At 71.4% G+C, this 12542-nt stretch carries 7 protein-coding genes; 5 read left to right on the top strand and 2 right to left on the bottom strand.

Annotated features, from left to right (window positions below; all coding sequences use genetic code 11):
• Positions 1-169: 169 nt before the first annotated feature.
• Positions 170-418 carry a heavy-metal-associated domain-containing protein gene (locus AB0912_RS03430; RefSeq protein ID WP_366696231.1) on the top strand — a complete coding sequence of 83 codons (249 nt, stop codon included), beginning with the start codon at positions 170-172 and terminating at the stop codon, positions 416-418.
• A 158-nt stretch (positions 419-576) separates the two neighbouring features.
• Positions 577-2820, top strand: coding sequence for a heavy metal translocating P-type ATPase (locus AB0912_RS03425; protein ID WP_366696230.1), 2244 nt, complete (start codon positions 577-579; stop codon positions 2818-2820).
• A gap of 703 nt (positions 2821-3523) precedes the next feature.
• Here the strand turns inward: AB0912_RS03425 and AB0912_RS03420 are convergent.
• Both AB0912_RS03420 and AB0912_RS03415 read right to left on the bottom strand, forming a co-directional pair.
• Positions 3524-4813, bottom strand: coding sequence for a citrate synthase (locus AB0912_RS03420; RefSeq protein ID WP_366696229.1), 1290 nt, complete (start codon positions 4811-4813; stop codon positions 3524-3526).
• Positions 4814-5010: 197 nt separating this feature from the next.
• On the bottom strand, positions 5011-7311 hold the full coding sequence (locus tag AB0912_RS03415) for an ATP-dependent RecD-like DNA helicase (RefSeq protein WP_366696228.1): 2301 nt from the start codon (positions 7309-7311) through the stop codon (positions 5011-5013).
• 235 nt (positions 7312-7546) lie between these two features.
• On the opposite strand from AB0912_RS03415, the gene AB0912_RS03410 reads away from it, so the two are divergent.
• The 3 genes from AB0912_RS03410 to AB0912_RS03400 are packed head-to-tail and all read left to right on the top strand — an operon-like array spanning position 7547 to position 12310.
• Positions 7547-8725 carry a substrate-binding domain-containing protein gene (locus AB0912_RS03410; protein ID WP_366696227.1) on the top strand — a complete coding sequence of 393 codons (1179 nt, stop codon included), beginning with the start codon at positions 7547-7549 and terminating at the stop codon, positions 8723-8725.
• The gene (locus AB0912_RS03405; protein WP_366696226.1) at positions 8722-10371 is read left to right on the top strand and encodes a sugar ABC transporter ATP-binding protein; all 1650 of its coding nucleotides are present in this window, start codon (positions 8722-8724) and stop codon (positions 10369-10371) included. The genes AB0912_RS03410 and AB0912_RS03405 overlap by 4 nt, the downstream gene beginning before the upstream one ends.
• A complete protein-coding gene (locus AB0912_RS03400) occupies positions 10361-12310 on the top strand; it encodes a substrate-binding domain-containing protein (RefSeq protein WP_366696225.1) in 1950 nt (649 codons plus the stop codon). Before AB0912_RS03405 ends, AB0912_RS03400 begins: the two co-directional genes overlap by 11 nt.
• Positions 12311-12542 lie beyond the last annotated feature (232 nt).

The raw sequence follows: 12542 nt of genomic DNA, 5'->3' as shown, positions 1-12542 counted from the left end.
CCGCCGCTCCCTGAGCCCAGCCCCGCCGCCCCCGGCGCCGGTCCACCCCGAGGTCGCTTGGATTCATACCCCCTAGGGGTATAGTCTGGTGAGAGTCGGAGGGAACCCTGGGTTCCCGGAGTCCCCTTCCGCACCTGTACGCAGCACACGCCGCAGCGAGGAGCACGCCATGACCGCCCAGACCGACACCCCGGGTTCCGTCACCACCGTCTACCAGGTGAGCGGAATGAGCTGCGGGCACTGCGAAGGCTCCGTCAGCCGCGAGATCCGCGAGATCCCCGGTGTCGGCTCGGTGAAGGCCGTCGCGGCGACCGGCGAGGTCACCGTCGTCTCCGAGGCCCCGCTCGACGAGGCCGCCGTCCGCGCCGCCGTGGACGAGGCGGGCTTCGAACTCGCCGCCCGGTCCGAGGCCCCGTAGGCCCGTCTCCGCCCGCCCGGGCCCGGACCAGGCAGCCCCGTCCCCGCCCGCCCGGCGGTGACAGGACCCAGCGGTCCGCCCCCCTCTCCTCCGCACCGGGCCGCGCCGACCGGCTGATACCGGCTCCGCGCGGCCCGGCTGATTCCGGGAGCCGGATGATGACCACCGCACCACCCGATATAGCAGGCCGGCCGACCTCCCAGGTCGAGCTGACGATCGGCGGGATGACCTGCGCCTCCTGCGCGGCCCGCGTCGAGAAGAAGCTCAACCGCATGGACGGGGTCACCGCCACCGTCAACTACGCGACGGAGAAGGCCCGCGTCTCGTACCCCCAGGGGGTACAGGTCGCCGATCTGATCGCCACCGTCGTGAAGACCGGCTACACCGCCGAGGAGCCCCCGCCGCCGGAACCGGAGGAGCCCGCGCCGGCCGCCGCCGACGAGGACCCCGAGACGGCCGCCCTGCGCGGCCGGCTCACCGTCTCCGCGCTGCTCGCGCTCCCCGTCGTCCTGCTGTCGATGATCCCGCCGCTCCAGTTCGAGAACTGGCAGTGGCTCGCGCTGACGCTCGCCTCGCCCGTCGTGGTCTGGGGCGGACTGCCCTTCCACCGGGCCGCCCTGACCAACGCCCGGCACGGCGCCGCCACCATGGACACCCTGGTCTCGGTCGGCACCCTCGCCGCGTTCGGCTGGTCCCTGTGGGCACTGTTCTTCGGCGACGCGGGCATGCCGGGCATGCGCGACAGCTTCACGTTCACCGTCTCCCGTACCGACGGAGCATCCACGCTCTATCTGGAGGTCGCCTCCGGGGTCGTCGCCCTCATCCTGCTCGGCCGCTATCTGGAGGCCCGCTCCAAGCGGCGCGCGGGAGCGGCGCTGCGGGCCCTGATGGAGCTGGGCGCCCGGGACGTCACCGTCCTGCGGGACGGCCGCGAGGTACGGGTCCCGGTGGCCAGGCTCGCCGTCGGGGACCGTTTCGTCGTCCGGCCCGGCGAGAAGATCGCCACCGACGGCACGGTGGTCGAGGGCGCCTCGGCCGTCGACGCCTCCATGCTGACCGGCGAGTCCGTACCGGTGGACGTGACCGTCGGGGACACGGTCACCGGCGCCACGGTGAACGCCGGGGGCCGGCTGGTCGTGGAGGCCACCCGGGTCGGCGCCGACACCCAGCTCGCGCGGATGGCCCGGCTGGTGGAGGACGCGCAGAACGGCAAGGCCGAGGTGCAGCGGCTCGCCGACCGGATCTCCGGGGTCTTCGTGCCCGTCGTGCTGCTCATCGCGCTCGGCACCTTCGCGGTCTGGATCGCGGTCACCGGCGAGCCGGCCGCCGCGTTCACCGCCGCCGTCGCGGTGCTGATCATCGCCTGCCCGTGCGCGCTGGGCCTCGCCACCCCGACCGCCCTGATGGTCGGCACCGGCCGGGGCGCCCAGCTCGGCATCCTCATCAAGGGCCCCGAGGTCCTGGAGTCCACCCGGCGCGTCGACACCGTCGTCCTGGACAAGACCGGCACGGTCACGACCGGCCGGATGAGCCTCCAGGAGGTGTACGCAGCCGACGGCACCGCCGAACGGGACCTGCTGCGGCTCGCCGGAGCCCTCGAACACGCCTCCGAGCACCCGGTGGCCCGGGCCGTGGCGGCGGGCGCCCGGGAGCGCGCCGGGGACCTTCCGGCACCCGAGCACTTCGAGAACGTGCCGGGCCGGGGGGTGCGCGGCCGGGTCGAGGGCCACGAGGTCACCGTGGGCCGGTTCCCGGGCCCGCTCCCGGACGAGCTGGCCCGCGCGAAGGACACCGCCGAGGCGGACGGGCGTACGGCCGTCGTGGTCACCCTGGACGGCGCGGCGGTGGGCGTCCTGACCGTCGCGGACACGATCAAGGAGACCAGCGCCGAGGCCGTACGCGAGCTGCGGGCCCTCGGGCTCACGCCGGTCCTGCTCACCGGGGACAACCGGGCGGTCGCCGAGGCGGTGGCGCGGGCGGTCGGCATCGACGTGGACCGGGTGTTCGCCGAGGTGCTGCCCGAGGACAAGGTGGCCGTGGTCGAGCGGCTCCGCGCCGAGGGGCGCAGCGTCGCCATGGTGGGCGACGGGGTCAACGACGCGGCGGCGCTCGCCACCGCCGACCTGGGCCTGGCGATGGGCACCGGCACGGACGCGGCGATCGAGGCGAGTGATCTGACGCTGGTGCGCGGGGACCTGCGGGTGGCGGCGGACGCGATCCGGCTGGCCCGCAGGACCCTGTCCACGATCCGGGGGAACCTGGTCTGGGCGTTCGGCTACAACGTGGCCGCGCTGCCGCTGGCCGCCGCCGGGCTGCTGAACCCGATGATCGCGGGGGCGGCGATGGCCTTTTCGTCCGTGTTCGTGGTGACGAACAGCCTGCGGCTCCGCGCATTCTCGTGACGACGGAGTTAAGAGTCCCCCTAGAGTCCAACGGCAGCCTCACATAAGCTCTTCACAAGGCTCGCGCATCTTCCTTACGCTGGGACCTCGATTCCCGTATCGGGGCTCTTGCCGAACTTCAGGACATATGCAAGAGACGCAGATCACAGTGATGTGAACGTAACCATCGAAGGGGTTCGTGAGTCTAAGTTGGCGATGTCAGAAGCGTCTTGGGGGGCGTGACTGACATCTGGGGATGTCTTGGGGGACGTTCCCGGAAATTGCGTCGCCGGGGCGCGTACAGCGGGGAGCTTTGAGCGGCCCTCCCGATCCGTACGGGTCCCGGCAGATCGCAACGCACCGCCCGTAACACGAGCACCACACAACGCACCACCGTGGCATGACGAGTTCCGCTCGCCGTGCTCACCGTCGGCCTCGTGCCGGCACACAGCGATTCAGGCGCTGTCCCATAGACGCCCGGCCGGATCCCGTGGGGGGAATCCGCACCGGGACAAGGAAAGCGCCCTGACTGCCGGCCCGTGGGGGGACCAGTAGCAGGGCGCTTTCCGTTTTGCTGTTCTCTGTCCGGACCTCGGCAGGCCTGGGCCTCAAGGGGCCCGGACCTCAGCAGACCCGGCCTCCGCGTACGGAACCCGGCGGGCGGGCGCTCCGGACACGGGCTCAGCGGGCCCCGCGGACGGGGCCCGGCCGGCTCGTGACGGTGTCAGCGGCTCTCGACCGGCACGAAGTCGCGCTCGACGACACCCGTGTAGATCTGGCGGGGGCGGCCGATGCGGGAGCCGGGCTCCTTGATCATCTCGTGCCACTGGGCGATCCAGCCCGGCAGCCGGCCGAGGGCGAACAGGACCGTGAACATCTCGGTCGGGAAGCCCATGGCCCGGTAGATCAGGCCGGTGTAGAAGTCGACGTTCGGATAGAGGTTGCGCGAGACGAAGTAGTCGTCGGAGAGCGCGTGCTCCTCCAGCTTGAGCGCGATGTCCAGCAGCTCGTCGGACTTGCCGAGAGCGGACAGCACGTCGTGCGCGGCGGCCTTGATGATCTTCGCGCGCGGGTCGAAGGACTTGTACACCCGGTGGCCGAAGCCCATCAGGCGGACGCCGTCCTCCTTGTTCTTCACCTTGCGGATGAAGGAGTCGACGTCGCCGCCGTTGGCCTGGATGCCTTCCAGCATCTCCAGGACCGACTGGTTGGCGCCGCCGTGCAGCGGGCCCCACAGGGCGGAGATGCCGGCGGAGATCGAGGCGAACATGTTCGCCTGCGAGGAACCGACCAGACGCACGGTGGAGGTCGAACAGTTCTGCTCGTGGTCCGCGTGCAGGATGAGCAGCTTGTCGAGGGCGGAGACGACGACGGGGTCGAGGTCGTACTCCTGCGCGGGGACCGAGAAGGTCATGCGCAGGAAGTTCTCCACGTACCCGAGGTCGTTGCGCGGGTAGACGAAGGGGTGGCCGATCGACTTCTTGTACGCGTACGCCGCGATCGTGGGCAGCTTCGCGAGCAGCCGGATCGTGGAGAGGTTGCGCTGCTTCTCGTCGAACGGGTTGTGGCTGTCCTGGTAGAAGGTGGACAGCGCCGAGACGACCGACGACAGCATCGCCATCGGGTGGGCGTCGCGCGGGAAGCCGCGGTAGAAGTTCTTGACGTCCTCGTGCAGCAGGGTGTGCTGCGTGATCTCGTTCTTGAAGGTGGAGAGCTCGTCGATGTCCGGAAGCTCGCCGTTGATCAGCAGGTAGGCCACCTCAAGGAAGGTGGAACGCTCGGCAAGCTGCTCGATCGGGTAACCGCGGTACCGGAGGATGCCCTGCTCACCGTCGAGATAGGTGATCGCGGATTTATAGGCGGCGGTGTTGCCGTACCCGCTGTCCAGCGTCACCAGACCGGTCTGGGCTCGGAGCTTGCCGATGTCGAAGCCCTTGTCGCCGACGGTGCTGTCGATCACCGGGTAGGTGTACTCGCCATCGCCGTACCGCAGTACTACAGAGTTGTCGCTCACGTCATCCCTCACCGACGTTGTGCCTCTTCTTCGAGGTGCCCTGACTGTCTCTACCATCCCCCATTTGGCCCTGGAGAGTGCACTCGGGGTCGACCATTGGGCCTATTGGCGGCACTCAGTGCCGCCAACCTGCTCATCCTGCCCCGTCCGCCGCGCATCTGGAAGGTCTCTGTGACCTTCGTGACTCATTTGATCGATCATTTTTTGCGTTCCCCCGCTTCGGGGGCCGGAGAAGCTTCCGGCCGGGCGCCGGAGAGCCGGAAGTCCAGGGCCGTGCACCGGCGTCCCGCCGACACCGTACGCACCGCCTGGCCTATCGCCTTGCGCGAACCGACGAGGACGACCAGCTTCTTGGCGCGGGTCACCGCCGTGTAGAGCAGATTGCGCTGGAGCATCATCCACGCGCTGGTGGTGACCGGGATCACCACCGCCGGGTATTCGCTGCCCTGGGAGCGGTGGATGGTCAGCGCGTACGCGTGGGCCAGCTCGTCCAGTTCGTCGAACTCGTAGGCCACTTCCTCGTCCTCGTCGGTGCGCACCGTCAGGCGCTGCTCGACCGGATCGAGGGAGGTGACGACGCCGACCGTGCCGTTGAAGACGCCGTTCTCACCCTTCTCGTAGTTGTTGCGGATCTGGGTGACCTTGTCGCCGACCCGGAAGACGCGGCCGCCGAAACGCTTCTCGGCGAGGTCGGGGCGGCCGGGGGTGATGGCCTGCTGCAACAGGCCGTTGAGATGGCCGGCGCCCGCCGGGCCGCGGTGCATCGGCGCGAGGACCTGGATGTCGCGGCGCGGGTCGAGGCCGAACCTGGCCGGAATGCGGCGGGCCGCCACATCCACCGCGAGCCGGCCCGCCTCCTCCGTGTCGTCCTCCACGAAGAGGAAGAAGTCCTTCATGCCGTCGGTGAGCGGGTGCTGCCCGGAGTTGATCCGGTGCGCGTTGGTCACCACGCCGGACTGCTGGGCCTGGCGGAAGACCCGGGTGAGCCGGACCGCCGGGACGGGGCCGCGCTCCGCGAGCAGGTCGCGCAGCACCTCGCCGGCGCCGACGCTCGGCAACTGGTCCACATCGCCCACGAAAAGCAGGTGCGCGCCCGGGGGCACCGCCTTGACCAGCTTGTTGGCGAGCAGCAGGTCGAGCATGGAGGCCTCGTCCACGACGACCAGATCGGCGTCCAGCGGGCGGTCCTTGTCGTACGCCGCGTCGCCGCCCGGCTTCAGCTCCAGCAGGCGGTGCACGGTGGACGCGTCGGCTCCGGTCAGCTCGGACAGCCGCTTCGCCGCCCGGCCGGTGGGCGCGGCGAGGACCACCTTGGCGCGCTTGGCGCGGGCCAGCTCCACGATCGAGCGGACGGTGAACGACTTGCCGCAGCCCGGGCCGCCGGTGAGCACGGCGACCTTCTCGGTGAGCGCGAGCCGGACGGCCGCCTCCTGCTCGGGGGCCAGCTCCGCGCCCGTACGCCCCTTCAGCCAGGCGAGCGCCTTGTCCCAGGCCACGTCACGGAAGCCGGGCATCCGGTCGCGGTCGGTGCGCAGCAGGCGGGTCACCTGGGCGGCGAGGGACAGCTCGGCGCGGTGGAAGGGCACCAGATAGACGGCGGTCACCGGCTCGCCGCCGGCCGGGCCCGGCACCTTCTCGCGGACCACCCCGGGGTCCTCGCCCTCCTCGGCCGGGGCGGCCAGCTCGGCCAGGCACTCGATGACCAGGCCGGTGTCGACCTGGAGCAACTTCACCGCGTCCGCGATCAGTTGCTCCTCGGGGAGATAGCAGTGGCCCTGGTCGGTGGACTGGGACAGCGCGTACTGAAGGCCGGCCTTGACGCGCTCCGGGCTGTCGTGCGGGATGCCGACGGACCGGGCGATCTTGTCGGCAGTGAGGAAGCCGATGCCCCAGACGTCGGCCGCCAGGCGGTAGGGCCGGTTCTTCACGACGGAGATCGACGCGTCGCCGTACTTCTTGTAGATGCGCACCGCGATCGAGGTGGAGACCTCCACCGTCTGGAGGAAGAGCATGACCTCCTTGATCGCCTTCTGCTCCTCCCAGGCGTCGGCGATACGCCCGGTGCGCTTGGGGCCGAGGCCGGGGACCTCGATGAGGCGCTTGGGCTCCTCCTCGATGATCCGCAGGGTGTCGAGCCCGAAGTGCTGGGTGATGCGGTCGGCGAAGACCGGGCCGATGCCCTTGACGAGCCCGGAGCCGAGATAGCGGCGGATGCCCTGGACGGTGGCGGGGAGGACCGTCGTGTAGTTCTCCACCGTGAACTGCTTGCCGTACTGGGGGTGGGAGCCCCAGCGGCCCTCCATCCGCAGCGACTCGCCGACCTGCGCGCCGAGGAGCGCTCCGACGACGGTCAGCAGGTCGCCGGCGCCGCGGCCGGTGTCGACCCGGGCGACCGTGTAACCACTCTCCTCGTTGGCATACGTGATGCGTTCGAGCACGCCTTCCAGCGTGGCGAGCCGCCGCTCGCCCTGCTGCTCTGCCCCCGCCGGTTTGGACATGATCCGACGGTACCGCCCGCCTCCGACAGCCCCGCCGCGGCTGTGGACAACCCCGCCCGAACGGGGCGGGCGGCCCGGGAGACGGGCCTGCCTGATCCGGCGGGCGCTGTCGCCCCGCTCTCCTCCTCCCGTTCATCACGATCCGGTTGCGGGATGGGTCCGGGGGGTTGCCCGACGCCCGTGTAATCGATTCCAATCCTCCGTGTAATCGATTCCACGAGGAGGTGGAGCGACGATGGCGAGCATCAAGGACGTTGCCGCCGAGGCAGGCGTGTCCGTCGCCACGGTCTCGCGGGTGCTGAACGACCATCCGTCGGTCAGCGAGGAGGCGCGCGCCCGCGTGCTGGCCGCCGTACGGAGCCTCGGCTACCGCCCGAACGCCGTCGCCCGCTCCCTGCGCACCGACCAGACCCGCACGCTCGGCCTGGTCATCAGCGACGTGCTCAACCCGTACTTCACCGAACTGGCCCGCTCCGTCGAGGAGGAGGCCCGCGCGCTCGGCTACAGCGTCATCATCGGCAACGCCGACGAGCGGCCCGACCTCCAGGACCACCACGTACGCACTTTGCTGGACCGGCGTATCGACGGCCTGCTGGTCTCCCCCACCGACGGCGGCTCCCCCGGCATGCTGGACGCCGCCCGCGCGGGCACGCCGATGGTCTTCGTGGACCGCTGGCTCCCCGGCCTGGACGTGCCGGTGGTCCGGGCGGACGGACGCGCGGCCGTCCGGGACCTGGTCGCCCATCTGCACGGGCTCGGCCACCGCAGGCTCGCCATCATCGCCGGGCCCGCCGCCACCACGACCGGCAGCGAGCGCGTCCAGGCCTTCCGCGAGGCGCTCGCCGCGTACGGGATCGCGCTGCCCGACGCCTACATCGGGCAGGGCGACTTCCAGGCGGAGAGCGGGCGCCGCGCCACCGAGGGTTTCCTCGACCTGGCCGAGCCGCCCGAGGTCGTCTTCGCCGCGGACAACCTGATGGCGCTCGGCGCGCTGGACGCGGTCCGCGCGCGCGGGCTGCGCGTCCCCGAGGACATCGCGCTCGCCGCGTTCGACGACATCCCGTGGTTCGTGCACACCGATCCGCCGGTCACCGCGATCGCCCAGCCGACGGGCGAGTTGGGCCGGGCGGCGGTGCGCGCCCTGATCGACCGCATCGAGGGACGGACCCCCCGGTCCGTCACCCTCCCTGCCCGCCTCGTCGTCCGCCGCTCCTGCGGGGAGCCGGGGGGTGCCGGGCAGGGCCCCGGCGAGTCGGTGGCCGTCGGGCAGGAGCCCGGCGAGGCCGCACCCCGGCAGGCACCCGCGCAGTCCGCCCCCGTGCGGTCCGCCCCCGCTCGGCAACCCGCGGCACCGCGGGCCCCCGCATCCCAGTCCCCCGCCGCCCAGTCCCCCGTACGAAGGAGTCAGTCGTGAGTGATCAGGGCGTGTTCGTGGGTGGGCACCGGGAGTTGTTGCGTATCGAGGGCATACGCAAGACCTTTCCCGGGGTGGTCGCGCTCGACGGTGTCGACTTCGATCTGCGCCGTGGTGAGGTGCACGTGCTGCTCGGCGAGAACGGCGCGGGCAAGAGCACGCTGATCAAGATGCTCTCCGGCGCCTACCGTCCCGACGCGGGGCGGATCCTCGTCGACGGCGAGGAGGTGCGCATCCACGGGGCGCAGGACTCCGAGCGGCTCGGGATCGCCACCATCTACCAGGAGTTCAACCTGGTCCCCGATCTCACGGTCGCCGAGAACATCTTCCTGGGCCGGCAGCCGCGCCGCCTCGGGCTGATCGACCGCAAGCGGATGGAGGCGGACGCGGCGGAGCTGTTGGAGCGCGTCGGCGTCGACGTGTCCCCGCGTGCCCGGGTGCGTGAACTGGGCGTCGCCCGGCTCCAGATGGTCGAGATCGCCAAGGCGCTGAGCCTGCAGGCACGCGTCCTGATCATGGACGAGCCGACCGCCGTACTCACCTCGGAGGAGGTCGACAAGCTCTTCCGGATCGTGCGCGGGCTGCGCGAGGACGGCGTCGGCGTCGTCTTCATCACCCACCACCTGGACGAGATCGCCGCCCTCGGCGACCGGGTCACGGTCATCCGCGACGGCCGCAGCGTCGGCCAGGTGCCCGCGTCCACGCCCGAGGACGAACTCGTCCGGCTGATGGTCGGCCGCTCCATCGAACAGCAGTACCCGCGCGAACGGCCGGACACCGGAAGCGCGTTGCTGATCGTGGAGGGGCTGACCCGGGACGGGGTGTTCCACGACGTGAGTTTCGAGGTGCGGGCCGGTGAGGTCGTCGGCATCGCGGGACTCGTGGGGGCGGGGCGTACCGAGGTGGCCCGTGCCGTCTTCGGCGCCGACCCCTACGACAGCGGGTCCGTGAAGGTCGCCGGGACCGGCCTGCGCCGGGGTGACGTGAACGCGGCGCTGGAGGCGGGCATCGGGCTGGTGCCCGAGGACCGCAAGGGCCAGGGGCTCGTCCTGGACGCTTCCGTCGAGGAGAACCTCGGCCTGGTCACGCTGCGCTCCGCGACGCACGGCGGACTCGTCGACCTCAAGGGCCAGCGCACCGCCGCCGCGCGGATCGCGAAGCAGCTCGGCGTCCGGATGGCCGGACTCGGCCAGCACGTGCGCACCCTGTCCGGCGGCAACCAGCAGAAGGTCGTCATCGGCAAGTGGCTGCTCGCCGACACCAAGGTGCTGATCCTCGACGAGCCGACGCGCGGGATCGACGTCGGCGCCAAGGTCGAGATCTACCAGCTCGTCAACGAACTGACGGCCGCCGGTGCCGCCGTCCTGATGATCTCCAGCGACCTGCCCGAGGTGCTCGGCATGAGCGACCGGGTCCTGGTGATGGCGCAGGGCCGGATCGCGGGCGAACTCGGCGCCGGCCAGGCGACCCAGGACGCCGTGATGGCCCTGGCCGTCAGCACCCCCACCGCCGCGCGGCAGCACGCGGACGGGCGCACCCCCTCCCCCGCGCACCGGACCGCGGACGAGAACCGGAACGACCACGGCCACGGCCAAGACCACGAGAACGAGAACGAGAACGACAAGGAGGCCCCCCGTGGCCACTGACACGCAACCGAGCACAGCGGGCGCGGGCGGCGCCTCCGCGGTCCGCCGCCTCCTGCTCGACAACGGGGCGCTCACCGCGCTCATCGTCCTCGTCATCGCGATGTCGGCCCTGTCCGGGGACTTCCTGACGACGGACAACCTGCTGAACATCGGCGTCCAGGCGGCCGTCACCGCCATCCTCGCCTTCGGCGTGACCTTCGTCATCGTCTCGGCGGGCATCGACCTGTCGGTCGGCTCGGTCGCCGCCCTGTCGGCGACCGTCCTCGCCTGGACGGCCACCTCGGAGGGCATACCGGTCTGGATCGCCGTGCTCCTCGCGGTCGCCACCGGCATCGCCTGCGGCCTGGTCAACGGCGTGCTGATCGCGTACGGGAAGCTGCCGCCGTTCATCGCGACGCTCGCCATGCTGTCGGTGGGCCGCGGTCTGTCCCTGGTGATCTCCCAGGGCAGCCCGATCGCCTTCCCCGACTCGGTCTCGCACCTCGGGGACACGCTCGGCGGCTGGCTGCCGGTGCCGGTCCTCGTCATGGTCGTCATGGGCCTGCTGACCGCGCTCGTCCTGGGCCGTACGTACATCGGCCGCTCCATGTACGCGATCGGCGGCAACGAGGAGGCGGCGCGTCTGTCGGGTCTGCGCGTCAGGAAGCAGAAGCTCGCCATCTACGCCCTGTCCGGGCTGTTCGCCGCCGCGGCGGGCATCGTGCTCGCCTCCCGGCTCTCCTCCGCGCAGCCCCAGGCCGCGCAGGGCTACGAACTCGACGCCATCGCGGCCGTCGTCATCGGCGGTGCCTCGCTGGCCGGCGGCACCGGCAAGGCGTCCGGCACGCTCGTCGGCGCGCTGATCCTCGCGGTGCTGCGCAACGGCCTCAACCTCCTGTCCGTGTCGGCGTTCTGGCAGCAGGTCGTCATCGGTGTGGTGATCGCGCTGGCCGTGCTCCTCGACACCGTGCGGCGCAAGGCGGGGGCGGCTCCGGCGGCCGGGGGCGCCTCGGGCGGCGACCGGCGCAAGCAGGCGGCGACGTATGTGATCGCGGCCGTGGTCGCGGCGGCGGTCGTCGGCGCGATGTCCTTCGTGCACGGCGGCTCGTCCACCTCGGCCACCCAGAAGGTCGGTCTGTCGCTGTCCACGCTGAACAACCCCTTCTTCGTGCAGATCAGGGCGGGCGCGCAGCAGGAGGCGAAGAAGCGCGGGGTGGACCTGACCGTCACCGACGCGCAGAACGACGCCTCGCAGCAGGCCAACCAGCTCCAGAACTTCACCAGTTCGGGGCTCGGTTCGATCATCGTGAACCCGGTGGACTCGGACGCGGCGGGCCCCTCGGTGCGCGCCGCGAACAAGGCGGACATCCCCGTCGTCGGCGTGGACCGGGGCGTCAACAAGGCGAAGACGGCCGCGCTGGTCGCCTCCGACAACATCGCGGGCGGCAAGCTGGGCGCGAAGGCGCTGGCGGAGAAGCTGGGCGGCAAGGGCAGGATCGTGATCCTCCAGGGTCTGGCCGGCACCTCCGCGAGCCGCGAGCGCGGGTCCGGTTTCGCCGCCGGCCTTAAGGCCTACCCGGGCATCAAGGTGGTCGCCCGGCAGCCCGCGGACTTCGACCGCACCAAGGGCCTCGACGTGATGACGAACCTGCTCCAGGCGCACCCCGACATCGACGGCGTCTTCGCCGAGAACGACGAGATGGCGCTCGGCGCGGTCAAGGCCCTCGGCGCCAAGGCCGGCAAGTCCGTCGCCGTCATCGGCTTCGACGGCACCCCCGACGGCCTGAAGGCGGTCTCCGCGGGCACGCTGTACGCGTCCGTCGCCCAGCAGCCCAAGGAGCTGGGCCGGATCGCGGTGGACAACGCGCTGCGGGCCGCCGAGGGCAAGAAGGTCCAGGAGACGGTGAAGGTGCCGGTGAAGGTCGTCACGAAGGAGAACGTCGCCGGGTTCGGCGGCTGACCTCGGGGGGAGTCCGGTGGCTGACACGGGGACGAGTTCGGCGGCTGGCACCGCGGTGGGTCCGGAGCTGACACCGGGCCGGGTCCGGCGGGCGGGACGAGCCGGCCGCCGGACCTGTCCTCACGTACGCCGGCCTCACGTCCCCCGGCCGCGCCGGCGTCCTCACGCACCCCGGCCCGACCCACCCGACCTCCGCTCACTCGCCCATCCGACCTCGACCCACCCGTCCTCG

Origin of the sequence: Streptomyces sp. NPDC007084 (assembly GCF_040703595.1) — a bacterium.
Taxonomy (GTDB): Bacteria; Actinomycetota; Actinomycetes; order Streptomycetales; family Streptomycetaceae; genus Streptomyces.
This window is presented reverse-complemented; position numbering and strand designations above follow the sequence as displayed.

Excerpts from the sequence above, each read along its gene's own strand:
- AB0912_RS03425 (WP_366696230.1), top strand. The coding sequence starts at position 577 with ATGACCACCGCACCACCCGATATAGCAGGCCGGCCGACCTCCCAGGTC.
- AB0912_RS03415 (WP_366696228.1), bottom strand. The coding sequence starts at position 7,311 with ATGTCCAAACCGGCGGGGGCAGAGCAGCAGGGCGAGCGGCGGCTCGCC.
- AB0912_RS03410 (WP_366696227.1), top strand. The coding sequence starts at position 7,547 with ATGGCGAGCATCAAGGACGTTGCCGCCGAGGCAGGCGTGTCCGTCGCC.
- AB0912_RS03430 (WP_366696231.1), top strand. The coding sequence starts at position 170 with ATGACCGCCCAGACCGACACCCCGGGTTCCGTCACCACCGTCTACCAG.